Source organism: Amycolatopsis echigonensis (assembly GCF_002846615.1).
Classification (GTDB): domain Bacteria; phylum Actinomycetota; class Actinomycetes; order Mycobacteriales; family Pseudonocardiaceae; genus Amycolatopsis; species Amycolatopsis echigonensis.
Window position 1 is genome coordinate 6,845,329 of record NZ_PJMY01000003.1, and the last position, 26,275, is coordinate 6,871,603.

The 26,275-nt window shown below is 70.4% G+C and carries 17 protein-coding genes and 1 pseudogene; 13 read left to right on the forward strand and 5 right to left on the reverse strand.

All coding sequences use genetic code 11. The annotated features are described in order from the left end of the window. Positions 1-47 precede the first annotated feature (47 nt). Complete coding sequence (locus ATK30_RS37330) at positions 48-599, forward strand: hypothetical protein (RefSeq protein ID WP_244194842.1); 552 nt, start codon at positions 48-50, stop codon at positions 597-599. Positions 600-744: 145 nt separating this feature from the next. Here the strand turns inward: ATK30_RS37330 and ATK30_RS45180 are convergent, their stop codons facing one another. The 3 genes from ATK30_RS45180 to ATK30_RS37340 all read right to left on the reverse strand — a co-directional run bounded on the left by ATK30_RS45180 (position 745) and on the right by ATK30_RS37340 (position 3,678). After that, positions 745-918, reverse strand: a complete 174-nt coding sequence (locus ATK30_RS45180) for a hypothetical protein (protein WP_158242553.1) — start codon at positions 916-918, stop codon at positions 745-747. A 628-nt stretch (positions 919-1,546) separates the two neighbouring features. Next, the gene (locus tag ATK30_RS37335) at positions 1,547-2,368 is read right to left on the reverse strand and encodes a trypsin-like serine peptidase (protein ID WP_167442069.1); all 822 of its coding nucleotides are present in this window, start codon (positions 2,366-2,368) and stop codon (positions 1,547-1,549) included. Between the two features lie 848 nt (positions 2,369-3,216). Next, on the reverse strand, positions 3,217-3,678 hold the full coding sequence (locus ATK30_RS37340; RefSeq protein ID WP_208637520.1) for a hypothetical protein: 462 nt from the start codon (positions 3,676-3,678) through the stop codon (positions 3,217-3,219). 180 nt (positions 3,679-3,858) lie between these two features. On the opposite strand from ATK30_RS37340, the gene ATK30_RS37345 reads away from it, so the two are divergent. The 3 genes from ATK30_RS37345 (at position 3,859) to ATK30_RS37355 (ending at position 7,111) form a co-directional block, all read left to right on the forward strand. Continuing rightward, positions 3,859-4,530 (forward strand): GntR family transcriptional regulator, encoded by a 672-nt coding sequence (locus ATK30_RS37345; protein WP_158242554.1) that lies wholly within the window; start codon positions 3,859-3,861, stop codon positions 4,528-4,530. 62 nt (positions 4,531-4,592) lie between these two features. Continuing rightward, entirely contained in the window at positions 4,593-6,005 is a 1,413-nt protein-coding gene (locus tag ATK30_RS37350; RefSeq protein ID WP_101439448.1) for an aldehyde dehydrogenase family protein, read from the forward strand. A gap of 23 nt (positions 6,006-6,028) precedes the next feature. Continuing rightward, positions 6,029-7,111 (forward strand): alcohol dehydrogenase catalytic domain-containing protein, encoded by a 1,083-nt coding sequence (locus tag ATK30_RS37355; RefSeq protein WP_101439449.1) that lies wholly within the window; start codon positions 6,029-6,031, stop codon positions 7,109-7,111. A gap of 35 nt (positions 7,112-7,146) precedes the next feature. Here ATK30_RS37355 and ATK30_RS37360 read toward each other — a convergent pair. After that, a pseudogene (locus tag ATK30_RS37360) lies at positions 7,147-9,419 on the reverse strand (transketolase-like TK C-terminal-containing protein). Positions 9,420-9,594: 175 nt separating this feature from the next. Here ATK30_RS37360 and ATK30_RS37365 point away from each other — a divergent pair. Beyond that, positions 9,595-10,074 carry an Lrp/AsnC family transcriptional regulator gene (locus ATK30_RS37365; RefSeq protein ID WP_101439450.1) on the forward strand — a complete coding sequence of 160 codons (480 nt, stop codon included), beginning with the start codon at positions 9,595-9,597 and terminating at the stop codon, positions 10,072-10,074. A 3-nt stretch (positions 10,075-10,077) separates the two neighbouring features. Here ATK30_RS37365 and ATK30_RS37370 read toward each other — a convergent pair whose 3' ends face one another. After that, positions 10,078-10,371, reverse strand: a complete 294-nt coding sequence (locus tag ATK30_RS37370; RefSeq protein WP_101439451.1) for a DUF3040 domain-containing protein — start codon at positions 10,369-10,371, stop codon at positions 10,078-10,080. Between the two features lie 150 nt (positions 10,372-10,521). Between ATK30_RS37370 and ATK30_RS37375 the strand changes: the two genes are divergently transcribed. The 8 genes from ATK30_RS37375 to treS all read left to right on the forward strand — a co-directional run bounded on the left by ATK30_RS37375 (position 10,522) and on the right by treS (position 26,275). Further along, positions 10,522-11,376: an LLM class F420-dependent oxidoreductase gene (locus tag ATK30_RS37375; RefSeq protein ID WP_101439452.1), complete on the forward strand. Its 855-nt coding sequence runs from the start codon at positions 10,522-10,524 to the stop codon at positions 11,374-11,376. Positions 11,377-11,641: 265 nt separating this feature from the next. Continuing rightward, positions 11,642-13,582 (forward strand): 4-alpha-glucanotransferase, encoded by a 1,941-nt coding sequence (malQ, locus tag ATK30_RS37380; protein WP_101439453.1) that lies wholly within the window; start codon positions 11,642-11,644, stop codon positions 13,580-13,582. 53 nt (positions 13,583-13,635) lie between these two features. After that, positions 13,636-15,762: a glycogen debranching protein GlgX gene (glgX, locus tag ATK30_RS37385; RefSeq protein WP_101439454.1), complete on the forward strand. Its 2,127-nt coding sequence runs from the start codon at positions 13,636-13,638 to the stop codon at positions 15,760-15,762. Continuing rightward, positions 15,759-18,035, forward strand: coding sequence for a malto-oligosyltrehalose synthase (treY, locus tag ATK30_RS37390; RefSeq protein WP_101439455.1), 2,277 nt, complete (start codon positions 15,759-15,761; stop codon positions 18,033-18,035). The genes glgX (ATK30_RS37385) and treY overlap by 4 nt, the downstream gene beginning before the upstream one ends. Beyond that, positions 18,032-19,741 carry a malto-oligosyltrehalose trehalohydrolase gene (gene treZ, locus ATK30_RS37395; protein WP_101441271.1) on the forward strand — a complete coding sequence of 570 codons (1,710 nt, stop codon included), beginning with the start codon at positions 18,032-18,034 and terminating at the stop codon, positions 19,739-19,741. The genes treY and treZ overlap by 4 nt, the downstream gene beginning before the upstream one ends. A 185-nt stretch (positions 19,742-19,926) precedes the next feature. After that, positions 19,927-22,071 carry a glycogen debranching protein GlgX gene (gene glgX, locus ATK30_RS37400; protein WP_101439456.1) on the forward strand — a complete coding sequence of 715 codons (2,145 nt, stop codon included), beginning with the start codon at positions 19,927-19,929 and terminating at the stop codon, positions 22,069-22,071. 345 nt (positions 22,072-22,416) lie between these two features. Continuing rightward, positions 22,417-24,396: an alpha-1,4-glucan--maltose-1-phosphate maltosyltransferase gene (locus tag ATK30_RS37405; RefSeq protein ID WP_101439457.1), complete on the forward strand. Its 1,980-nt coding sequence runs from the start codon at positions 22,417-22,419 to the stop codon at positions 24,394-24,396. Positions 24,397-24,481: 85 nt separating this feature from the next. Further along, positions 24,482-26,275 carry a maltose alpha-D-glucosyltransferase gene (gene treS, locus ATK30_RS37410; RefSeq protein ID WP_101439458.1) on the forward strand — a complete coding sequence of 598 codons (1,794 nt, stop codon included), beginning with the start codon at positions 24,482-24,484 and terminating at the stop codon, positions 26,273-26,275.

Here is a 26,275-nt window from a genome sequence, read left to right on the forward strand (position 1 = left end):
CTTTTTTCGCTTCCCCTGACCTTGCCGAGACTGCTAAAATGCTTGGCATGGATTCCGTTTCCTGGCAGCAACCGCCCAGGGAGGTCCTGGGGCAGGTAGTGCCGATCCAGCAGTTCGTCGCCCGAACCGACCGTGTCGCCGCTGCGCTGCATTACGCGGTCGCCTTTCCCGGGGGCTGTGTGCTCGCTCTGCACGTGGCGATCCGGCGCGGCTCGCTGGACGGCTCGGCCTGGCAAAGCCTGACGGGAAACGACTTCGGCTACCTCTCCGGCCTCGAGGCGTCCGGCGGAGGCTTGAAGTTCGGCGTCCGTTTCCCCGACGGCTCGAAGGCGACCACCGTCGAACACGCCTTCCCCGGCTGGGCCCATCCCGCCGACCGGCCGGAAAGCCCGATGCTCGTCGAGGCCGGTGGCGAGTCCTCCAGCGGCGACCAGTACTACGACAGCCATCAGCGGCTCTGGCTCTGGCCGCTCCCGCCGCCCGTCGACTTCGAGTTCGTCGCGGAGTGGCCTGACCTGGGCATCGACCTGACCTCCGCCACCCTCGACGGCAACGCCATCGTTCGCGCGGCAGACCACGCCGTGCCGCTCTGGGGCTGACGGCAGCGGACAACGCGAGCCGTGGTCAGGCTGCCGCCACACCCAGGAGGCGGCAATCGGCCCGCGGGCCCGGTGGAGCAGAACCTGAGACGGCGGCCTCGTCAGTTCCCGTCCGCGCCGAAAGCAGGGCTAGCCGAAAGCAGGGCTAGCCGAAAGCAGGCTGGAGGATTCGGCGTCGCTTGGCCTTGCCGTCGTCGAAACCGCCGATGGCGTCGCCGCTGCCGCCGCGGGAGTCGGTGATGGACGGCTCGCCGCCGCGGCCGTCGCGCGAGATCTTCGGGAAGTTGCCAGGCCACGACCCCGGTGGGCGGTGGCACATCGGTGCTTGCGTGTAGCGCAACAGCTGGGGCAGCCGACGAGAGGCATGGTGGGATGGCCGCACCCGTCCTGGACGTCGCGGCCGTCTTGCGGCTCGAATTTCCTGGGGACGAAACATCGACAGCCTGCGAACCAGGATGTACCCGGTCCGACGGCGGACAGGCGGAACGACTCCTGTCCGGCGCGAGACGGCGGTGTAGAAGCCCGTTTCCCCGGACGGCCAGCGCGCGGCGGCCAGCGGCAGATTCAGGGCACGACACCACGCCGCGCTGTGCAGAATCTAACCCCTTCGGCCGTCACCGGTAACAGTCGGACGGCTTGGCGCCGATGGGGATACCGTCCCCGCAGCGGCCGGACCGCCTGTATTCGCAGCAGCGGGAACGCTCGATCCAGGCAATGCCGACGTCAGAATACCGAGAACTCACCGGGTACTGCCGTGTCCCGCGCTCAGGTCAGCTTCCGTTTCCTCGCGGCCGCCTCGTGCCATCGGTCAGCACGCTCGGCGAGGGGCCAGGGCTCGCCGCCTTTCGACATGAAGAAGCAGTTCCGGCGATGGGATTCGCTGTTCCTGCGGTGCTGTCAGGAGAGACCTTCGTCCCTCGGCGGCCAGCGCTGTTCGCGGCCGTGGTTCAGCTGATCGCTGAGTTGTAGAGCTGCGTGATGTCGTCGTCGAAGTAGGCGCTGTAGGAGACGTCCGGGGTGTCGCCGCCGGTTTGGTAGCCGCCGATGGTGCCGATGACGGTGCCGGTTCCGGTGTTCGGGTCCTGGTTGATCACCCACGGGCCGCCGCTGGTGCCGTCGGGGAAGCCGGGGCAGGCGACGCGTTGCTGGTAGGTGTCGGACTGGGTCGTGACGCCAGTGCAGACGACGGGTTGTTCGGTGCCGTCGGGGTACCCGGTGAGGGTGATCGTGTGCGAGAAGCCTTGGTTCGTGCCGAGCTGGTTGGCGCCGGTGATGCTTTCGAGGCTTGCGGAACCGGGCTGGGCGACCTTGAGGAACGCGAAGTCGAGGTCCTGATCGGACGAGGACTTCCAGCCGTCGGCGACCGTCGCGGCGGTGACCTGCCAGGTGCCGTACGGGGCGATGCCGTCGTGGTAGCCGGGCTTGAAGGTGATGCCGGAGACGTCGCCGCTGACGCAGTGCGCGGCGGTGAGGAGCAGGTCGCCGGTGGGGCTGTGCACCACGCTGGCCGAGCAGAAGTGGTTGCCGCCGGAGAACAACGCGCCGACTGTGGGGCTTGTCGTCCCGGTCGTCGGGGTGCTGGAGGAGTTGGTCGTCCCCGTGCTGCGGGAATCACCGCCGGTCGAGACGGCCGGGGTGCCCGTGCCGCTCGGCTGGCTGGCCGCGCCGGCGACGTCAGCGGTGTCGACGACGGCGTTGGCGCCGCCGGTCGCGACGATCGCCGCCGCCGCGCAGACGACCAGCGCTGTCCGGGAAACGTTGACTCTCACACTTCAAGATGACCATGCCGACGCCCGCGAGGCACCCCATACGGCCGGATGCACAGCAACCTCACAGCGCTTGCACATCGGCTCACAGCAGGGGATCTGGATCCCGTGCACCCGAGATTTTCCACCCGCGCGGGGGTGGGTGCGCGGCTCGTCGGCGGGTGAGCCGGGAGGTGTCTCCCGGTGCTCCGCCTCCGCATCAGGCGGCGGGGCGCGACCGGTCAGCCTGGGGACTGGCCGGTCACCTGCCTGCTGTGCGGGCAGCCCGGCGGGTGCCGTCGGCCGAGCCTGCGACCCGGCTGCGGTGGCGGACATTCCCGTGGGACCGGCTTGGGCTGTTTGCCGTGCGGTCGGCCCGAGCGCGGTCTCCGAGCCCGAGGTGGCGACGGTGCGTGTTGGCGGGTGTCGGGGTGGCCAGCCCGGGTGACTGGCGTGGGCTGTTTGCTGTGCGGTCAGCGCGAGCGACGTCGCTGAACCCGAGGTGACGACGGTTCGGGTCGGCGGGAGCAGCGGCAGTCAGTCCCGCGGGACTGGCTTGGGCTCTTTGCTGCGCGACCAGCCGAGCTACGCCCCCGGAGCCAAAGCGGCGCGCCTCGGCGTTGGCGGAGTAGGTTGCACAGCCGACGAGGTCGTCTCCCGGATGGAGGCGGCGGCTGCCTGAGCGGTCGTTGACGTCGCCGGGACGAGTCGGCGGCTGCCGTCGGTCCGGCCGGTGGGATCGACCGGACCGACGGCATCGAACCGACGGCATCGAACCGACGGCGCCGGGCAAGCGTCAAAGCACGTCTACCTGGCGGAGACCACCTCCGAACCGCGGCGGGTCACCCGGGTGCCGCGGATCTTCGTCATCGTCACCCGCCCGCCGGGGTGTGGGTCACCAGCAGGGTGACGCCTGCTTCGCCGTCGCAGTCGACCATCACCGGGCCCACTCCGTCGCCGATCTTCGTCGTCAACTTCGCTGTCGCCTTGAAGGCTTCCGGGTTCGCGTCGACGATCTTGACGTCCTTGAGAATCTGATGACCCGGGTATCCGCCGATCACCTTCTTCAGGCCCTTCCCGCCGCCGCAGTTGCCGGTGATCGTGACCTCTCCGCCGGGGGTGGCCGGGTTCGGGTCGACCTTCACGACGGCTCGGGCGCCTTCCGGGGGCTGTTCGGAGGCGGGCGGCTGAGCGGCAGCGGCGACCGGTGCCGCCGGATGATCGCCGGTGGCCGCCGCCGCGACTCCGATCGTTCCGCCCGCGATGACGGCCGCGGCGAGTGCCGCGCCCGCGACCAGGCGGCCGTGGCGCAGAACCGAAGACTTCACTGACATTCCGTTTCCCTCCCTCGAGGTGTCCACTGAGGACACTCTGCGGTTCACCCGTGCTTGGGTTCGTCCGGGTAGTCGAGGCGACCCCCGCCGCGGGTTCTCTCCAGCACGAAAAGTGACCGGGGTCACAGCAGCGAAGAGCGGCTACGATGACGGGAAATCCAACGCTGGCGGGGAGTTTTCGTGACAGTGGCCGGAGAAGCGCGCGAACGGCTGAGTCCGCGGGTCGCGAAGCAGGTGCGCGACCTGATCCTGACCGGCGCGGTCCGCGGCGGCGAGCGGCTGCGCACCGAGCATCTGGCCGAGCGGCTCGGCGTCAGCGCGACCCCGGTCCGCGAGGCGTTGATGGCGCTCGCGGGCGAGGGCATGGTGGATTTCCGCCCAGGGCGAGGATTCCGGGTGATCCCGGTGACGCGCCGGGACGTCGTGGACGTCTACGCGATGCAGGCCTACGTCTCCGGCGAGCTGGCCGCGCGCGCGGCGGAAGCTTTCGATCCGGCGGGGCTGGCGCGGCTGGACGACCTCCAGCGCGAGATCGAGAAAACGGTCCGCGACGGCGACCTCGACGCGACCGAGCGGGCCGATTTCGCGTTGCACCGCATGGTCAATCACGCTGCCGCAGCGCCGAAGTTCACCTGGATGCTGTCGTTGACGCTCCGGTACGTGCCCTTCTCGGCGTACGCCGACATCCCCGGCTGGCCGATCCTCGCCCGTGACGACCACGATCGGGTGCTTGCCGCGCTGAACGAGCGCAAACCGGAAGCGGCGGGGGAAGCGATGGCGGCGCACATCCGCGAGGCGGGGGACCTGCTGGTCGACTTCCTCGCGGCGCAGGGCGTGCTCGCGGAGCACTAGACAGCCGCCGCGTTTTCTATAGAATCCGCCGCGAGGAGTGACCCCAGGTCGAAGGAGACTCGGTGGCTGAGCGCGACGTGCTGTACATCGGCGGCGAATGGGTCCGTTCGGACGGCGGAGCCACGATCCCGGTGGAAAATCCGGCCACCGAGCGGGTGCAGGCGCACATCCCGGAGGGCACGGCCAGCGACGTGGACCGGGCGGTCCGGGCGGCGCGCGAGGCGTTTCCCGCGTGGGCCGAAACCACCCGGGCGGAGCGCGCTGAGCTGCTGCGCAAACTCGTCGACGGGCTGGCGAAGCGAGCCGACGAGATCGGCGAGACGATCGCGAAGGACGTCGGCACGCCGCTGCGGATCGCGTCGCGGATCCAGGCCGCGCTGCCGCAAACCGACGTGCGGACGTACGTCGATCTGCTCGGCCAGGAGGAACCCGAGGAGAAGGTCGGCAACTCGCTGATCGTGCGGGAACCGGCGGGGGTGGTCGCGGCGATCACGCCGTGGAACTACCCGCTGCACCAGATCACCTGCAAGATCGCGCCCGCGCTGGCAGCGGGGTGCACGGTCGTGGTGAAACCGAGCGAGGTCGCGCCGCTCTGCGCCTACCAGCTGTTCGACGCGATCCACGAGGCCGGTTTTCCGCCGGGCGTGGTCAACCTGGTCACCGGGTTCGGGCCGGAGGTCGGCGAGGCGCTGGCGACGCATCCGGAGGTCGACGTCGTGTCGTTCACCGGGTCAGTGCGGGCCGGAACCCGCGTCGCGGAGCTGGCGGCGCGCACGGTCAAGCGCGTCACGCTGGAGCTGGGCGGCAAGTCCGCCAACGTGATCCTCGACGACGCGGACCTGGCGACGGCCGTCAAGGTCGGTGTCTCCAACGCGTTCCTCAACGGCGGCCAGACCTGCACGGCGTGGACGCGCATGCTTGTCCCGCGCGAAAAGCACGACGAAGCGGCTGCGCTCGCGAAGACGTTCGCCGAAGGGTTCACGACGGGCGATCCGTTGGACCCCAAGACGAAACTCGGCCCGCTCGTCTCGGCGGCGCAGCGCGACCGGGTGCGCGGCTACATCGAAAAGGGCATCGCCGAAGGCGCGACTCTGGTGACTGGCGGCGTCGAAGCTCCTGCTGACACAGGGTACTTCGTCGCACCGACGGTTTTCGCGGGCGTCGACCCGGATTCGACGATCGCGCAGGAGGAGATCTTCGGCCCGGTCCTGTCGATCATCCCGTTCGACGACGAGGAGGACGCGCTGCGGATCGCGAACAACTCCCGCTACGGCCTGCACGGCGCGGTGTGGTCGGCGGACCGGGACCGCGCGCTGGCTTTCGCGCGCAAGGTCCGGACCGGGCAGATCGACGTGAACGGCGGGGCTTTCAACCCGCTGGCCCCGTTCGGCGGCTACAAGCAGTCCGGTGTCGGCCGCGAGATGGGCCGGGCCGCGCTCGACGAGTTCACCGAACTCAAATCCATCCAGCTCTAGCCCGGCATCGAGGAGAAGACATCGTGGTCAAAGCCGTGGTCGTGCGCGAGCAGGGCGGGCGTCCGGAAGTCTGCGACATCGTGCTGCCTCCGGTCGGGCCGGAGGACGTGCGGGTACGGGTCGCGGCCGCCGGGGTGTGCCATTCCGATCTGTCCATGGTGGACGGAACGCTGCGCCCGCAGTACCCGTTCGTGCCGGGACACGAGGCGTCCGGCGTGGTGGCGGAGGTCGGCAGCGAAGTCGCGCACGTGCGGCCGGGGGACCGGGTGGTCCTGAACTGGGCCGCCGCGTGCCGGGAATGCTGGTTCTGCCTGGCCGGGGAGCCCTGGCTGTGTTCGGCGATCGAGGGCGTGACCACGCTGCCGCGCGGGGAGCTGGACGGGCAGCCGCTCAATGTGCTGCTGGGCGTCGGCGGATTCGCCGAGGAAACCGTGCTGCCCGGGCGATCCGTCGTGCCGCTGCCGGACGGCGTGCCGCTCGATCTGGCCGCGTTGATGGGCTGCGCGGTGCTCACCGGGGTCGGCGCGGTGCGCAACACCGCGAAGGTCCGAAAAGGACAGAGCGTGCTCGTGCTCGGTCTCGGCGGGATCGGGTTGTGCGTGGTGCTCGGGGCGAAGCTCGCGGGTGCCGGGCAGATCATCGCGGCCGATCTGGCACCGGAGAAGGAAGCGCTCGCCCGCGCGGCCGGTGCGACGGATTTCCTGGTGAGCGACGACAAACTCGCCAAGCAGGTGCGCGGGCTGACCGAGGGGCGCGGCGCGGACCACGCCTTCGAATGCGTCGGTGCGGCGGCGACGATCCGCGCCGCGTGGAGTTCGGTGCGCCGCGGCGGGCAGTGCACGGTGGTCGGCGTCGGGCGGAAGGACCAGCAGGTCGTGCTGAACCCGCTGGAGATCTTCCACTTCGCCCGCACGCTCACCAGCACCGTCTACGGCGCGTCCGACCCGGATCTCGACATCCCGGTTCTCGCCGACGAGGTCCGTTCTGGCGCGTTGGACTTGGAAACCTTGGTGACGCACCGGATTTCGCTCGACGAGGTCGGCGAGGCGTTCGACCGGATGCGGCGCGGCGAAGGTGCTCGTTCGCTGATCCGGATCGGTGACTGAGAAACGGCCGGGACCCGGAGTCCCGGCCGCTTCGATCAGTCCGCCACGTCCAGCGCGGCCTGGATGATGCTGTCCGCGTCGATCCCGTGGTGCCGGTACACGCTCTCCAGATCGCCTGACTGCCCGAACCGCGTCACGCCCAGGTGGGCTGCCCGCACGCGGTGGACGTTCGCCAGGAAGGCCAGCGTGTGCGGGTGCCCGTCGAGGACCGTCACCATCGGCGCGGACCGTTCGGACGGCAATGCCGATTCCAGGATCCACGTGTCGGCGGTGTCCTGACCCGCTCGCGCCTGCACGGCGCGGAACAGCAGGCCGGGGCTCGTCACGCACACGACGTCGGCGTGCTTGCCCAGCGCGTCCAGCCGGTCGGCGGCTTCCAGCGCCTCGGTGACCATCGCGCCCATCGTCACCAGCGTGACGTCCGGACGCGCCACCGCGGCGGTGCGGATCGGGTACGCGCCCGCCACGACCTGACGGCGGCGGCGTTCTCGCGCGGCCGGATCAGAAGGCACCGCGGCCAGGCTCTGGTCCACCGGACGGGTCGACAGGCGCAGGTACGCGGAAGTCCCATCGGGGCGACCGAGCCGGGCCAGCGACGCGAGCAGGGTCCACTCGACGTCCAACGCGAACGCGGGTTCGTACGTCACGCAACCCGGCTGTTCCAGCCCGACCGACGGCGTGGTCACCGACTGGTGCGCACCGCCCTCGGGCGCGAGCGTGACGCCCGACGGCGTGCCGACCAAAATGGACTGTCCGCCGCCGTAGATGCCGAACGACCACGGTTCCAGCGCGCGCTCCACGAACGGGTCGTAAAGCACCCCGATCGGCAGCAGGGGACGGCCCCAGCGCGACCACGTCGTGCCCAGTTCGCCGAGCGCGCTCACCAGGTTCACCTCGGCGATGCCCAGTTCCAGATGCTGTCCGCTGGGCCGCTCGCGCCAGTGCAGGATCGTCTCCGGGTCGTCGGCGAACCAGTCGACGCGCTCCTGCGGCGACCACACGCCGACCTTGTTGACCCAGCCGCCGAGGTTAGTGCTGGACGAGACGTCCGGGCACAACGTCACCACGAGTTCCGCGGCTTCGGGCGCTTCGCGGGTCAGGTCGAGCAGCGCGCGGCCGAGCGCGGCCTGCGTCGTGGTGCGGCCGGACGGCGTGCGGCCGATGTCGGACGGCAGTGCCGGAACCGGTTGCAGCTCAACGGGTTCTCGTTCCAAGCGGGCGGCGGTCGAAGCGCACAGCTGGGCAGCGGCAGAGCCTTCGGGGAACTTCTGCCACGGGTTGTCCGGCGAGATCCCGACGCGTTCGGCCAGCGCACCCAGCTGCTCGGCGGTCAGCAGCGACGAGTGGTTCTGCGGATGACCTTCGCTGGCGAGGCCGAATCCCTTGACGGTGTAGGCGAAAACGACAGTCGGCCGGTGGTCGTCGATGGCGTCGAACGTGTCCAGCAGCGCGGACAGGTCGTGGCCGCCGAGGTTGCGGATGGCGGCGTGCAGCGTTTCGTCGTCAAGCGTGTCCAGCAGCGGAGCCAGTTCCGGCGTCGTCAGGCGTTCGCGCAGCTGGGCTGGGGTGCAGCGGAGCAGCCGCTGGTACTCCGGGTTCGGCATTTCGTCGATGCGCCCGCGCAGCGCCGAGCCGCCCGGCCGTTCGAACAGTTCCTGCAGCAGCCGTCCGTACTTCACGGTCAGCACCTGCCAGCCGGCCGCCTCGAACATGCCCCGCAGCCGGGTCGCGCCGATGTTCGGGACCACGCGGTCGAGCGACTGCCGGTTCAGGTCGACGATCCACACGACCTCGCCCAGTTCGGCCACGTTCGGGTCGAGAATCGCTTCCCAGCACGCGCCCTCGTCCAGTTCCGCGTCGCCGACCAGGGAGTACTGCCGTCCGGTGCCCGCGCCGCCGCCGTGCGATTCGACGTAGCGCCGCGCCAGCGCGCCCCAGATCGGCGCGGTCGCGCCGATGCCGACCGAACCGGTCGAGTAGTCGACCTGGTCCGGGTCCTTCGAGCGCGACGGGTAGCTCTGCAGGCCGCCGAACTCGCGCAGCGTCGTCAGGTACTTCTCGTCGAGGTCGCCGAGCAAGTAGTTGATCGCGTGCAGCACGGGGAGGCGTGCGGCTTCACCGAAACCCGGTCCTGCGCGCGCAGCCGGGCGAACCACAGCGCGGTCATGATCGACACCATCGAGGCGCTGGAGGCCTGGTGCCCGCCGACCTTGAGCCCGGTCGGATTGGGCCGCACCCGGTTCGCGTGGTCGATGATCGCGGTCGACAGCCACAGCACCCGGTCCTGCACCTCGCGCAGGACGGTCACCGTGTCGTTGTCCGGAAGGCGTTCGGGGGCGGCGCTGCTCACGAAGGATCGGACCTTTCTTGGGCGGAAAGTTCAGGCCAGTCCAGCAGAGCTGGGTAGAGTGCACAACAAGCGCGTTCGACATTGCGCAGAACGCCCAAGTCAGCACCGCGCGGTGCGGAGAGGATTGCGCAGCATGCCCAGCACTCAGCGGCTCGACGCCACCGACGCCCGGATCCTGCTCGCGCTCGGCCGTGCCCCGCGCGCCACCGCGGTCGCGCTCGCCGACGAACTCGGCCTGTCCCGCAACACCGTGCAGAGCCGGCTCGCCCGCCTCGAACAGGGCGACGCGCTGCGCTCGCCCGAACACCGGATCGACCCGGCCGCGCTCGGCTACCCGCTCACCGCGTTCGTGACGGTGCAGGCACGGCAGCGGTTGCTGGACGAAGTCGGCCGCGCGCTCGCCGCGGTGCCGGAGGTGCTGCAGGTGCGCGGATTGACCGGCGCGCAGGACCTTCTGGTGCACGTGGTGGCGACCGACGCCGACGACCTGTACCGGATCGCCGGGGAAATCCTGGAAATCCCCGGCGTCGAGCGCACCAACAACGCGCTCGTCATGCGCGAAATGGTGCCGTACCGGCTCACTCCGCTGCTCGAGCGCGCTGCCGGGCGCTGAGCGTCACGGCTGGTCGTCAGCCGCGCCCTCGCGACGGCTCCGCAGCATGGTCCGGTGCGTCCAGACCAGCAGCGGCGCGGCGAGCAGGCCCCACAGGAACCAGCCCGTCTCGCCGCCCATCAGGCCGAACACCAGCATCAGCGCGACGGTGACCTCGGCGAGGACGAGGATCTTCTGCCACCGCCGGGATTCCGCGGGCGGCACGCCTTGGCTCAGCGTCGCGGCGAACACGGGGTCGCTCGCGGCGAGTTCCTCTTCGATCTTCCGCAGGGCGCTGCGGTCGCGATAGGGCAGCATGATCCCCTCCTCGGGCAGGACGGGCCGGTGATCGCAAGTACCAGTGGAGTACCCGGCCAGGGGCGCCGTCAAGCCCGGGTTTTCCCAGGATTAATCGCCCGCGCGCGGCGGCCGTTGCAAACTGAAACACGTTCTAATAATGTCGCCCGGGTGAGATACGGGATCGTGCTGTTCACCAGCGACCGGGGCATCTCCCCGGCGGCGGCCGCGCAGGCCGCGGAAGAGGCCGGATTCGCGACGTTCTACGTGCCCGAACACACCCACATCCCGGTCCGGCGCGACGCCCCGCATCCGCGGACCGGCGACTCTTCGCTGCCGGACGACCGCTATCTGCGCACGCTCGACCCGTGGGTCGCGCTGGCCAGCGCGGTGCCGGTGACCTCGACGATCCGGCTGGCGACCGCGGTGGCGCTGCCGGTGGAAAGCGACCCGATCACGCTCGCCAAGACCGTCGCGACGCTGGACCACCTGTCCGGCGGCCGGGTCACGCTCGGCGTCGGCTTCGGCTGGAACACCGACGAACTCGCCGACCACGGCGTGCCGGGGAAGCGGCGGCGGACGGCCCTGCGCGAGTACCTCGAGGCGATGCGCGCGCTGTGGACCGAGGAAGAGGCGAGCTACGCGGGCGAGTTCGTGGAGTTCGGGCCGAGCTGGGCGTGGCCGAAACCGGTGCAGGCCAAGGTGCCGGTGGTCGTCGGCGCGGGCGGCACGGAGCGCACGTTCCGCTGGATCGCGCGCCACGGCGACGGCTGGCTCACCACGCCGGCCGAAGGCGACATCGCCGCGAAAGTCGCGCAGCTGCGCGAGATCTGGCGCGAGGAAGGCCGCGAGGGCGAGCCGGAGGTGATCGCGCTCGGCCCGCGCCCGGATCCGGAAGGGCTGGCCCGGCTCGAGGAGGCGGGCGTGACCGAGGTCGTGTTCGGCCTGCCGGACCGCTCCCCGAGCGAGGTCGAAGCGTGGCTGGACCGGCTCGCCGGGAAGCTCGGGCAGCTGGCCGGGACCTGAGCGGCGTCCACTTCGGACAGCGCTACCTCCTTCCGGCGGGGACCGCGCGCTGAAAGAGCGAAGAGCGCCTGAACGGGTGAACTCGGCCGTCGCGCGTCATTCCGGCGAACGCCTTCCCTCTTGTTTCGTGTGGCGGTGACCGGCCGGCACGCCCCCCGACCGGCCGGTCACCGCTTCGCCCGTCTGCGGCGGCGAGGCGAATGGCGCCGCGCGGCACCGCCCGGGACACTGGTCCGGTGCGCATTCCCGTTCCCCGGACCGAAGCGTGACCCCGGAGCTGGCCGAACTGGCCGCCGCCCACGGAGTCGCCACCCGCTACGAAAACGCCGACCACGTCGAAGTGCAGGTCGATCCTGACGTCGTGATCGCGGTATTGGCGCAGCTCGACGTCGACGCCAGTACTCCGCAAGCAATTCAGCGCGAATTGGCCGCGGTGCGAGAAGCCCGCGCGTCGCAAGCGCTCCCGCCGACTGTCGTGGTGCGTGCCGGGCAAGAGCGCGAACTCGGCCGAGCCGCCACCGTCGAACTCGAAGACGGCACCGTGCGTGACGTCGGCACCACACTTCCGGCTGACCTTCCGCTGGGCTGGCACCGGATCGTGACCGCTGAGCAACAGGTCACGCTGGCTGTTGTCCCGGAGCGGCTGCCCGCGGTGCCGCCCGCGTGGGGCTGGATGCTGCAGCTCTACGCGCTGCACTCCGGCGAGTCGTGGGGGATGGGCGATTTCGGCGATCTCGCCGAAATGGCGTCCCGGTCGGCCGCCGAACTGGGCGCGGGCGTGCTGCTCGTCAACCCGGTGCAAGCGATCAGCCCGGCGCATCCGGTCGAGCGGTCGCCGTATTCGCCGTCCAGCCGCCGGTTCGCGAACCCGCTGTACCTGCGGGTGACCGACACCGAAGCGTTCGCCCGCGCCGACGAAGACACCCAGCGGCGGGTGCGGGCGCTCGCGCCGGATCCGATCGGCGAGCTGATCGACTACGACGCCGTGTGGACCGCCAAACGCGCCGCGCTCGACCTGCTGCGCCCGCACCATCCGCGCCCGGTCGAACTGGACGACGACCTTCGCGATTTCGCCGCGTTCGGCGCGCTCGCCGAGGTGCACGGCAGCGACTGGCGCGAGTGGCCCGAGCCGTTGCGCGATCCCGGCAGCGCCGAGGTGGCCGCCGCTCGCGAGGAGCTGGCCGAGCGGATCGAGTTCCACGGCTGGCTGCAGCAGCTCTGTCACGAGCAGCTCGACAACGTCCGCCGCGCCGCGCGCGAAGCGGGCATGCCGGTCGGTGTCGTGCACGATCTGCCGGTCGGGGTGCATCCCGGCGGCGCGGACACCTGGGCGCTGCGGGACGTGTTCGCCGCGCAGGTGCGGGTCGGCGCGCCGCCGGACGCGTTCAACCAGCAGGGCCAGGACTGGAATCTGCCGCCGTGGCGGCCGGACCGGCTCGCCGAAGCCGGGTACGCGCCGTTCCGCGACGTCGTGCGCGGAGTGGTGAAGCACGCCGACGGCATCCGGGTGGACCACGTCGCCGGGATGTGGCGATTGTGGTGGATTCCGCCGGGCGAACCGGCTGGTCGCGGCACGTACGTGCACTACGACGCCGAAGCGATGCTCGGCGTGCTCGCGCTGGAAGCGCACCGCGCGGGCGCGGTCGTGGTGGGGGAGGACCTCGGCACCGTCGAGGACACCGTCACCGAAACCATGCACGAACGCGGCCTGCTCAGCTCCGCGGTGCTGTGGTTCCAGCGCGACTGGGACGCGCCCGGCACGCCGTTCGTCCGCCCGGACCGCTGGGATCCGGACGCGATGGCCAGCATTTCGACGCACGACCTGCCGACCGTCTCCGGCTGGCTCGAGGCCGAGCACGTCCGGGTCCGCGCCGAGCTCGGCCAGCTCGACCGTCCGGCGGAGCAGGAGTACGCCGAGGCGGCGGCGGAGCGGAAGGCGCTGCTCGAACTGGTTGCCGGCGAAGGAATTCCGGACGACGACTTGGTGGTCGCCTTGCACGCGCTGCTCGCCTCGGCGGCGTCGCGGCTCGTGCTCACCGCCCCCGCGGACGTCGTCGGCGAACGGCGCCAGCCGAACCTGCCGGGCACGGTGGATGAGTACCCTAACTGGCGCATCCCCCTTCCCGTCACCGTCGACGGGTTCTTCGCCGACCCGCGGGTGCGGGCGGCGATCGCCCCGCTCGCCGCCGCGCGCCCGCTGCGCTGAACGCTCGAAAAGCCCGTCCGGACAACGAAAACCGATGCCCAAGGAGAAGCCCTGTGCGGCCCTGGCCCGGAAAGCCCTACCCGCTCGGCGCGACCTACGACGGCGTGGGGACGAACTTCGCGCTGTTCTCCGAGGTCGCCGAGCACGTCGATCTCTGCCTGTTCGACGAGGAGGGCAACGAGACCCGCTCGCGGCTGGAGGAAGTCGACGGCTTCGTCCACCACGGCTACCTGCTCGGCGTCGGCCCCGGACAGCGGTACGGATTCCGCGTGCACGGACCGTACGACCCGAGCCGCGGCCAGCGCTGCAATCCGAGCAAGCTGCTGATCGACCCGTACGCCAAGGCGCTGTCCCGCGGCGTCGACTGGTCCGAGGCGCTGTTCAGCTACCGCTTCGACGACCCGGAGCAGTTCAACGAGGACGATTCGGCGGGCCACGTTCCGTATTCGCTCGTGGTGAGCCCGTTCTTCGACTGGGCCAACGACCGGGCTCCCGGGGTGCCGTACCACGAAACGGTCATTTACGAAACGCACGTGCGCGGCATGACGATGACGCATCCGTTCGTGCCCGAGCGGCTGCGCGGCACGTACGCCGGGCTGGCGCACCCGGCGATCGTCGAGCACCTGCAGAAGCTCGGCGTGACCACGGTGGAGCTGATGCCGGTGCACCAGTTCGTCACCGACCACGGCCTCGACGAAAAGGGCCTGCGCAACTACTGGGGCTACAACACGATCGGCTACTTCGCGCCGCACGACGCGTACGCCGCGATGCAGGGCCAGGGCGGGCAGGTCCAGGAGTTCAAGGGCATGGTCCGTGCCCTGCACGAGGCCGGCATCGAGGTGATCCTCGACGTGGTCTACAACCACACCGCCGAGGGCAACCACCTCGGCCCGACGCTGTCCATGCGCGGCATCGACAACGAGGCGTACTACCGCCTGGTCGAGGACGATCCGCAGTACTACATGGACTACACCGGCACCGGGAACTCGCTCAACGTGCGCAGCCCGCACACGCTGCAGCTGATCATGGACTCGCTGCGGTACTGGGTGACCGAAATGCACGTGGACGGCTTCCGGTTCGACCTCGCCTCGGCGCTGGCCCGCGAGTTCTACGACGTCGACCGGCTGTCGACGTTCTTCGACCTCGTGCAGCAGGACCCGATCGTGAGCCAGGTCAAGCTGATCGCCGAACCGTGGGACGTCGGGCCCGGCGGCTACCAGGTCGGCAACTTCCCTCCGCTGTGGACCGAATGGAACGGGCAGTACCGCGACACGGTGCGCGATTTCTGGCGCGGCGAACCGTCCACGCTGGGCGAGTTCGCGTCGCGGATCACCGGTTCGTCGGATCTGTACCAGGACGACGGCCGCCGCCCGTTCGCGTCGATCAACTTCGTCACCGCGCACGACGGTTTCACGCTCACCGACCTGGTGTCCTACAACGAAAAGCACAACGAGGCCAACGGCGAGGACAACCGCGACGGCGCGGACGACAACCGGTCGTGGAACTGCGGCGTCGAAGGCCCGACCGACGACAAAGAGGTCCTCGCGCTGCGCGCACGGCAGCGCCGGAACCTGCTCGCCACGCTCCTGCTGTCGCAAGGCGTGCCGATGCTGCTGCACGGCGATGAACTCGGCCGCACCCAGCAGGGCAACAACAACGCCTACTGCCAGGACACCGAACTGTCCTGGATGGACTGGGAACTCGCCGCGGAGAACTCGGACCTGGTCGAGTTCACCGCCGCGCTGACCGCGTTCCGCAAGGCGCATCCGGTGTTCCGCCGCCGCCGGTTCTTCCAGGGCAAACCGGTGCGCAAGGGGGAGGAGCTGGGCGACATCGCCTGGTTCACCCCCGCCGGCGAGGAGATGACCGAGCAGAACTGGGACGACGCGTTCGGCAAGTCCGTGGTGATTTTCCTGAACGGGGAAGGGATTCCGGACCTCGACCCGCGCGGGATGCCGGTGGAGGACGATTCGTTCCTGCTCGCGTTCAACGCGCACTGGGAGGACATCGCGATGACTCTGCCCGGCAACGGCTACGGTCGCGAATGGACAGTCGTCGTCGACACCGCGACCGGCACGGTCGGGCACAGCGACGTCGAGCCGGTCGAAGGCGGCGGCAAGTTCACGCTCGCCGCGCGTTCCCTCGTGGTGCTCCAGCGCACCGCCAAGGAGGGCGAATGAGCACGCCGTCCTCGACCTATCGCGTACAGCTGCGGCCGGAGTTCGGTTTCGCCGACGCCGCCGCGATCATGGACTACTTGCACGAGCTGGGCATCGGCGCGTTGTACGGCTCGCCGATGCTCGACGCGACGCCCGGGTCCACGCACGGTTACGACGTCACCAACCCGACGCGCGCCCGGGGCGAACTGGGCGGCGAGGAAGCGCGAAAGGCGTTGTCGGCGCGGCTGAAAGACGCCGGGCTCGGGTTTGTGGTGGACATCGTGCCGAACCACATGTCGGTCGAGGTGCCTAAGGCGAACTCGTGGTGGTGGGATGTGCTGCGGAATGGCCAGGATTCGCCGTACGCGCCGTTTTTCGACATCGACTGGAGCCGGGGAAGGCTGCTGCTGCCGGTGCTCGGCGACGACAGCGACGAGGTGACTGTCGAAGGGGACGAACTGGTCTACTACGACCACCGGTTCCCGATCGCGCCCGGCACCGGCGAGGGCACGCCGCGGGAAGTGCACGCGCGCCAGCATTACGAACTCGTCGGCTGGCGGCGCGGCAACCGGGAGCTGAACTACCGGCGGTTCTTCGACATCACGAACCTGGCCGCGGTCACCGTGGAGCGGCCGGAGGTGTTCGCCGAAACGCACGGCGAGGTGCTGCGCTGGGTGTCCGACGGCGACGTCACCGGCCTGCGCGTGGACCATCCGGACGGGCTCGCCGACCCGGGCGGCTACTTCCGGCGGCTCCGCGAGGGCGCGCCGGGGGCGTGGCTGGTGGCGGAGAAGATCCTGCACCCGGGCGAGGCGCTGCCGCAGAGCTGGCCGGTCGACGGGACCACCGGATACGACGCGCTGCGCGAGATCACCGGTGTTTTCGTGGACCCGGCCGCCGCGCCGGTCTTCACCCGGCTCGCCGCCGAACAAGGCGTGCGCACCGACTACCACGCGGTCGAAGAAGGCGCGCGGAGGTTGGTGACCGACGGCATCCTGGTCGCCGAGGTGCACCGGATCGCCGCGCTGCTCCAGGGCGTGGACGCCGACGCGGCCCGCGCCGCCGTGGCCGAGGTGATGATCGCGTTCCCGGTCTACCGCTCGTACCTCCCTGAGGGGGCCGGGCACTGGGCGACCGCTGTCGCGCGGGCGCGCAAGCGGCGGCCCGAGCTGGCCCCCGCGCTCGACGCGCTGGACAGCCAGGTGCGCGGCGAGCCGGACGGCGAGCTGGCGACGCGGATCCAGCAGACGTCCGGCATGGTCGTCGCGAAGGGCACCGAGGACACGACGTTCTACCGGTTCACCCGGTTCGCCGCGCTGAACGAGGTCGGCGGCAATCCGGACCGTTTCGGGCTGAGCGCCGGGGAATTCCACACCCTGGCCGCGGGCCGGGCGGCCGCGGCCCCGGCCACGATGACCACGCTGACCACTCACGACACGAAGCGGTCCGAGGACACCCGGGCCCGGATGGCCGCGCTGTCGGAGGTCGCGGACGAGTTCGCCGTCGCGGTCCGCCGCTGGACCGCCGCGCGCGGCATCGACGAGCCGGCGCTGAATCTCCTGGCGTGGCAGACGCTCGTGGGCGCGTGGCCGATCTCGCCGGAGCGGCTCCGCGACTACCTCGACAAAGCCGCGAAGGAAGCGAAACTCCGCACCTCCTGGACGGACCACGACGAGGACTTCGAACGTGCCGTCGCCGAGTGGCCGTCCGCGGTGCTGGGCGACGCTTCGCTGGCGGCGGACGTCGAGGCGTTCGTCAACCGGGTGCGCGGCGCGGGCTGGGCGAATTCGCTCGGGCAGAAGCTGGTGCAGCTGGCCGGACCTGGCGTGCCGGACGTCTACCAGGGCACCGAACTGTGGGACTACTCGCTGGTCGACCCGGACAACCGCCGCAAGGTCGACTACGACGTCCGGCGCTCCTTGCTCGAACGCGTCCAAGCGGGCGAACAGCCGGAGATCGACGAGACCGGCGCGGCGAAACTCCTGGTGGTGCACCATGCGCTGACCCTGCGCCGGGACCGGCCGGAGCTCTTCACCGGATACCGGCCGTTGCACGCCGAAGGCGTTGCGGCGGAACACCTTCTGGCCTTCGAACGCGGTGCCGGCCTGACCGTGGCGGTCACGCGGCTGCCGCTGGGACTGGAGCGTGCGGGCGGCTGGCGCGACACCGTTCTGCCGCTGCGCGCTGGCGAATGGACCGACGTGCTGACCGGACGCGGAGTAGGCGACGCCCCGCAGGCGTCCGCGTTGTTCGACCAGTACCCGGTCGCGTTGCTGGTGCGGGAGGACTCCTGATGTTCCGCGTATGGGCCCCGTCCGCCGAGCGCGTCCGCGTCCGCGTGGACGGCACCGATCACGAGATGACCGCCGCCGGCAACGGCTGGTGGCAGGCCGACGTCACCGGCACGGACTACGCGTTCCTGCTCGGCGACGACGACCGTCCGCTGCCGGACCCGCGCTCGCTGCGCCAGCCGAACGGCGTGCACGAAGCCTCGCGCGTCTACGACCATTCCGCCTTCGCCTGGACCGACCAGTCGTGGACCGGACGGCAGCTGCCCGGCGGGGTGGTCTACGAACTGCACGTCGGCACCTTCACCGAGGCAGGCACGTTCGACGCGGTCATCGACCGGCTCGGGCACCTCGTCGACCTCGGCGTCACGCACGTCGAACTGCTGCCGGTGAACTCCTTCGACGGCACCGCAGGCTGGGGCTACGACGGCGTCCTCTGGGGCGCGGCGCACGAACCCTACGGCGGCCCGGACGGGCTGAAACGCCTGGTCGACGCCTGTCACGCGCGCGGGCTCGCGGTCGTGCTCGACGTCGTCTACAACCATCTCGGCCCGTCCGGCGCGTACCTCGACCGGTTCGGCCCGTACTTCGCCGGCCGCACCGACTGGGGCGCCGGCCTGAACCTCGACGGTCCCGGTTCCGACGAAGTCCGCCGTTACGTCATCGACAACGCCCTCGGCTGGCTGCGCGACTTCCACGTCGACGGCCTGCGCCTCGACGCCGTGCACGCCCTGGTCGACAAACGCGCCGTGCACCTGCTGGAGGAGCTGTCCGCCGAGGTCGACGCGCTGTCAGCCGCGCTGAACCGCCCGCTGACGTTGATCGCGGAGTCCGACCAGAACGACCCGAAGCTCGTCACCACCCGCGACGCCGGCGGCTACGGCCTGCACGCGCAGTGGTCCGACGACCTGCACCACGCGCTGCACGTCCGGCTCACCGGCGAAACCACCGGTTACTACACCGATTTCGCCGAGCGCGGCGCGCTGGCCACCACCCTCCGGGAGGCGTTCTTCCACGCCGACACGTGGTCGTCGTTCCGCGAGCGCACGCACGGCCGCCCGCTCGACCGGCGCGTCGCCCCCGGCCACCGGTTCCTGGCCTACCTGCAGGACCACGACCAGATCGGCAACCGCGCGACCGGCGACCGGCTGTCCGCGACCGTTTCGCCCGGCCTGCTGGCCTGCGGCGCCGCGGTGGTGTTCTGCTCGCCGTTCACGCCGATGCTGTTCATGGGCGAGGAGTGGGCCGCGGAGACGCCGTGGCAGTTCTTCGCGTCGTTCCCGGACCCGGAGCTGGCCGAGGCCGTCCGCACCGGCCGCCGCCGCGAATTCGCCCGGCACGGCTGGGGCGAAACGGACGTCCCGGACCCGATGGACCCGGCCACCGTCGCCCGCTCGCGGCTCGACTGGACCGAACCGGCCAAACCGGGCCACCGGGAGATCCTCGGCCTGTACCGGACGCTGATCCGGCTTCGCCGCGAGCACCCGGATCTCGCCGACCCGCGGCTGGACCGGGTCGTCGTGGACACCGCGCCGGACGACGCGTGGCTGGTCCTGCACCGGGGCGCGCTGCGGCTGGCGTGCAACTTCGGGCCGGAGCCGGTCGAGCTTCCGGTGGCGGGGGAGGTGCTGGCTTCGTGGGGGAATCCCGAAGTCGGCGGTGCTGCGACGGCGTTGCCCGCTGAGTCGTTCGTCCTGGTCGCTACCGGGTGACCTCGGGGCAGCGGCGGAGAGCGACTGTCCCGAAACCCTCAACCCGAGGTCGCGGGTCGCTTCGGGGCACGCCCGGGTCGGAACCCCTGCCGGCGGCGTCGTCGGCCCAGGTCATCACCCCTGCCTGGGCAAGTTCAGCCAAGCGCCGGAGCCCGCCGCCGCCCCGGGTTTGAAAAGATCGGCGCATGGCACAACGACCCGCATCCGACAACCAGGTTCTCGCCGGACGCCCGTTCCCGCTCGGCGCCCACCCGGAGGCGGGCGGCGTCCGGTTCGCGGTGACGTCCGCCGTCGCCGACGCGGTCGAGGTGTGCCTCATCGGAGACGACGGGTCCGAGCGGCGGATCGAACTGACCGAACGCACGTTCGGCGTCTGGCACGGCCTCGTCCCGGGCGTCACGGTCGGGCAGCGCTACGGCTACCGCGTGCACGGTCCGTACGACCCGGCGCACGGCTACCGGTGCAACCCGGCCAAGCTCCTCGTCGACCCGTACGCGCGCCGGATCGACGGGAAGCTCGTCAGCCTGCACGCCGCACAGGGCTTCACCGGCGACCCGGAGCGCGGTCCGATGTCCACTGTGGACTCATTGGGCGCCGTGCCGCTGTCGGTCGTCACCTCGCCGGGCGGACAGGACACCGGGATCAAGCCCGAGGTCCCGTTCGAGGAGTCGGTGATCTGCGAGCTGCACGTGAAGGGGTTCACCCAGCAGCATCCGTTCATCCCGGAGGCGCTGCGCGGCACGTACCTCGGCCTCGCGCACCCGGTCGCGATCGAGCATCTGACCCGGCTCGGCGTGACGACCGTCGAACTGCTGCCGGTGCACTCGTTCGCCGACGAGCCCGCGCTGATCCGCTCGGGACGGCACAACTACTGGGGCTACTCGCCGCTGGGCTACTTCGCGCCGCACGCCGGGTACGCGAGCGAGCCGGGCCGCGAGGTCGAGGAGTTCCGCACGATGGTGGCGGCACTGCACGCGGCCGGCATCGAGGTGCTGCTCGACGTCGTCTTCAACCACACCTGCGAAGGCGGCCCGGACGGTCCGACGCTCTCGCTGCGCGGCCTCGACGCCCCGGCGTACTACCTGCACACCCGCCGCGGCCACATGGCCGACCTCACCGGCTGCGGCAACACCCTCGACGCCGGTTCGCCGACGGTCGTCCGGCTGGTCACCGACTCGCTGCGGTACTGGACGCAGGAGATGGGCGTCGACGGGTTCCGCTTCGACCTGGCGAGCACGCTCGGCCGCCCGCGCGGCGAGATGTTCGACCGCGAATCCACGATGCTCACCGCGATCACGACCGACCCGGTGCTGTCGCGCTGCAAGCTGATCGCCGAACCGTGGGACGCGACCGGCGAGGGCTACCGCGTCGGCGACTTCGGCGCGCAGTGGGCCGAGTGGAACGGCCGCTACCGCGACACCGTCCGCGACTTCTGGCGCGGCGCGACCGGCGTGCGGGACCTCGCGTACCGGTTGTCCGGCTCGTCGGATCTGTACGACCACAACCTGCGCCGTCCGTGGCAGTCGATCAACTTCGTCACCGCGCACGACGGCTTCACGTTGCGGGATCTGGTGTCCTACAACGAAAAGCACAACGAGGCCAACGGCGAGGACAACCGCGACGGCACGAACGACAACCGGTCGTGGAACCACGGTGCCGAGGGCGAGACCGACGACCCGGCGATCGTCGCGCTGCGCACCCGCCAGGCGCGCAACCTGTTCGCGACGCTGCTGCTGTCCACCGGCACGCCGATGTTCGCCGCGGGCGACGAGATGTGGCGGACCCAGTACGGCAACAACAACGCCTACTGCCTCGACGACGAGACGTCGTGGATCGACTGGACCCCGACCGAGGCCTCGGAGCCGATGCTCGACTTCGCCCGCCGCGTGATCCGGCTGCGCGCGCACAGCCCGGCGCTGCGGCAGCCGGAGTTCTTCGAGGGCCGCACGACGGTCACCGGCAAGCCCGACCTCGTCTGGTTCCGCCCGGACGGCGAGGAGTTCGACGAGATCGACTGGTTCGACGAGGACCGCCGCACGCTCTGCATGTGGATCGACGGGTCGAACAGCCAGGCGCGCAACCGCGAGGGCGAGCTCGTCACCGACCACTCGTGGCTGCTGGTGCTGCACGCGGGCGCGGAACCGGCCGAGATCGTCCTGCCCGGCCCGGAGTACGGCGAGACCTTCAAGCCCACTTTGGACACCAGCACCGCCGACGGCACCCCGGCCCATCCCGGCGTGCTCGAGCCGAAGACGCGGATCACGGTCGAGGCGCGGTCGCTGCTGTTGCTGCGCGCGCCGCGGGACACGGTCGAGATCCCGCAGCTGTAACCCGCCCCGGCAGAGGTCCGTGAAGGACTCCTTGCCGGAATCGGATTCCCCCAAGGAGTCCTTCACGGACGGCAACGCACGCTCCGGACTTCCGCCCCGATACTCACGGGTAATCACCGGAACGCGCCGCCGATTGTTAACGCAATTCGGCGCGCGTGTTGCGGACGGGGGTCCGGAATGCGTCCGGGAGTTCCGCCGAATGGGCGCGTTTCGCCCGACCGGGTGGCGGGAATTGCAGAAAAAGGCCCCGCTGTCAACGGCTTTGGAGGAATCAGGCACACTGACCGTGCTCGCGAAAGCACACTCCGACCACCCTCCCACCCACCGTGAAAAAGGGGCATTGCCATGACCGGCAGGCTCGGGATCGACGACGTCGCACCCATTGTCAGCTGCGGCCGGCATCCGGCCAAAGCCGTTGCAGGCGAACATTTCCCCGTCACCGCCACGGTCTGGCGGGAGGGCCACGACGCGGTCGCCGCGACGGTCGCCTGGCGCGGTCCCGGCGACCGCGCCGCGCGCCAGACCCGGATGGCCGAACAGGGCCGCGGGCTCGACCGGTTCGGCGCGGTGATCGTGCCCGACGCCGAGGGCATGTGGACCTATCGCGTGGACGCGTGGAGCGATCCGTGGGCCACCTGGGAGCACGCGGTCGAGGTGAAGATCGCCGCCGGGCAGGGGCCGGGGGAGCTGGCCAACGACCTCGAGAGCGGGGCGCGGCTGCTCGACCGCGTGTCGCGCCGCCCGGAGCGCCGGGCCGAGCGCCCGCTGCTCGCCGGGGCCGCGGCCGCGCTGCGCGACGAGGAGCGCGATCTCGCCGAGCGCGTCGGACCGGCGCTCTCGCCCGAGGTCCGCCAGCTCATGCACGACTTCCCGGTGCGCGAGCTGATCACCAAGGGCCGCACGCTGAAGCTGTGGGTCGACCGCAAGCGCGCGGCTTTCGGTTCCTGGTACGAATTCTTCCCCCGCTCCACCGGCGGGGTCGACGCGCAGGGCCGCGCGGTGCACGGCACCTTCGCCACCGCCGAGCGCGAGCTGGACCGCATCGCGGGCATGGGCTTCGACGTCGTCTACTTGCCGCCGGTGCACCCCATCGGACGGGTGAACCGCAAGGGCCCCAACAACACTCTGGACGCGACGCCGGACGACGTCGGCTCGCCGTGGGCGATCGGAGCCGACGAGGGCGGGCACGACGCGATCCACCCGCAGCTGGGCACGATCGAGGACTTCGACTCGTTCGTGGCGCGCGCGGAGGAACTCGGCCTCGAGGTCGCGCTCGACCTCGCGCTGCAGGCCGCGCCGGACCACCCGTGGGTGGTCAAGTACCCGGAGTTCTTCACCACCCGCCCGGACGGCACCATTGCGTACGCGGAGAACCCGCCGAAGAAGTACCAGGACATCTACCCGGTCAACTTCGACAACGACCCGCGCGGCATCTACGACGAGGTGCTGCGCGTCGTGCTGCACTGGGTGTCGCACGGGGTGCGGATCTTCCGGGTCGACAACCCGCACACCAAGCCGCCGGACTTCTGGGCGTGGCTGATCCAGTCGGTGAAGGACGCGCATCCGGACGTGCTGTTCCTCGCCGAGGCGTTCACCCGTCCGGCCCGGCTGTGGGGGCTGGCGAAACTCGGCTTCACGCAGAGCTACACGTACTTCACCTGGCGCACGACGAAAGAAGAGCTGATCGAGTTCGGCACGGACCTCGTCGCGCACTGGGACCACGGACGGCCGAACCTGTTCGTCAACACTCCGGACATCCTGCACGAATCGCTGCAGCACGGCGGTCCGGGCATGTTCGCGCTGCGCGCCGCGCTCGCCGCGACGATGTCGCCGACCTGGGGCGTGTACTCCGGCTACGAACTGTTCGAATCCGAGGCGGTGCGGCCGGGCAGCGAGGAGTACCTCGACTCGGAGAAGTACCAGCTGCGCCCGCGCGATTTCGCCCGCGCGCTCGCCGAGGGCCGTTCGCTGGAACCGTGGCTGACCCGGCTCAACGCCGTCCGCCGCGCGCACCCGGCGCTGCAGGGCATGCGGTCGCTGCGCTTCCACCACATCGACAACGACGCGCTGCTCGCCTACTCCAAACAGGACCCGGCGACCGGGGACACGGTCGTCGCGGTGGTGAACCTCGACCCGCACAACGCGCAGGAGGGCACGCTCTGGCTCGACCTGCCGTCGCTCGGCTTCGACTGGTCCGAACGGCTCATCGCGCACGACGAGGTCACCGGCGAGACGTGGGACTGGGGCCAGGCGAACTTCGTCCGGCTCGAACCGTGGCGGGCGGTCGCGCACATCGTGGCGCTGCGCCGCAGGCTCGCGGCCTGACGGCTTCTTCGACACGAGTGGTTATCCCGGAGCGGATCGGGATAACCGTATTCAGCACCGGCAAACTCACGACAAGGTGGAACGGATGGACGAGGAGAGCCGGCCCGGCGCCGCGGCGGGACTGGCGGACGTGCCGCACACCGGGGAGGCGATGACCGCCGACGGCATGCTGGTCGAGCCGCAGGCGGACGACTTCGCGCACGCGCACGCGGCGCCGAAGGACCCGGAATGGTTCAAGAGCGCGGTGTTCTACGAGGTGCTGGTGCGCGCGTTCGCCGATTCGAACGGCGACGGCACCGGCGACCTGCGCGGGCTGGCCGGCCGGCTCGACTACCTCGCCTGGCTCGGCGTGGACTGCCTGTGGCTGCCGCCGTTCTACGCCTCGCCGCTGCGCGACGGCGGGTACGACATCAGCGATTTCCGTGCCGTGCTGCCGGAATTCGGCAGCGTCGAGGACTTCGTGTACCTGCTCGACGAGGCGCACCGGCGCGGCATCCGGGTGATCACCGACCTGGTGCTGAACCACACGTCGGACGCGCATCCGTGGTTCCAGCAGTCGCGCTCGGACCCGGACGGCCCGTACGGCGACTACTACGTGTGGAGCGACGACGATTCCCGCTACGCCGACGCGCGGATCATCTTCGTCGACACCGAAACGTCGAACTGGACCTACGACCCGGTGCGCGGCCAGTTCTACTGGCACCGGTTCTTCTCCCACCAGCCGGACCTGAACTACGAGAACCCGGCCGTGCAGGACGCGATGATCGACGTGCTGCGATTCTGGCTGGACATCGGCATCGACGGCTTCCGCCTGGACGCGGTGCCCTACCTGTTCGAACAGGAGGGCACCAACTGCGAGAACCTGCCGCGCACGCACGATTTCCTCAAGCGCTGCCGGAAAGTGGTCGACGACGAGTACCCCGGCCGGATCCTGCTGGCCGAGGCGAACCAGTGGCCGACCGACGTGGTCGAGTACTTCGGCGACGCGGAGTCCGGCGGCGACGAATGCCACATGGCGTTCCACTTCCCGCTGATGCCGCGGATCTTCATGGCCGTGCGCCGGGAGTCGCGGTTCCCGATCTCGGAGATCCTGCTGCAGACGCCGCAGATCCCGTCCGGCACGCAGTGGGGCATCTTCCTGCGCAACCACGACGAGCTGACGCTCGAGATGGTCAGCGACGAAGAGCGCGACTACATGTACTCCGAGTACGCCAAGGACCCGCGGATGAAGGCCAACATCGGCATCCGCCGGCGGCTGGCCCCGCTGCTGGACAACGACCGCAACCAGCAGGAGCTGTTCACCGCGCTGCTGCTGTCGCTGCCCGGGTCGCCGGTGCTGTACTACGGCGACGAGATCGGCATGGGCGACAACATCTGGCTCGGCGACCGCGACGCCGTCCGCACGCCGATGCAGTGGACGCCCGACCGCAACGCCGGGTTCTCCACCTGCGACCCGGGCCGGATCTACCTGCCGGTGATCATGGACCCGGTGTACGGGCACCAGGCGCTTAACGTCGAGGCGCAGGCCGACAACGCGGCGTCGCTGCTGAACTGGACGCGCCGGATGATCGAGGTCCGCAAGCAGCACCACGCGTTCGGCCAGGGCGATTTCACCGACCTCGGCGGCTCGAACCCGAGCGTGCTCGCCTACCAGCGCCGGTGGCTGCGCCCGGACGGCCGCGAGGACGTCGTGCTGTGCGTCAACAACCTGTCCCGTTTCCCGCAGCCGGTGGAACTGGACCTGTCCGCGCACCAGGGCGCGACGCCGGTCGAGCTGACCGGCGGCGTGCGCTTCCCGGACATCGGCGAGCTGCCGTACCTGCTCACGCTGCCCGGGCACGGGTTCTACTGGTTCCAGCTGCTCGAGCCGGAAGAATGA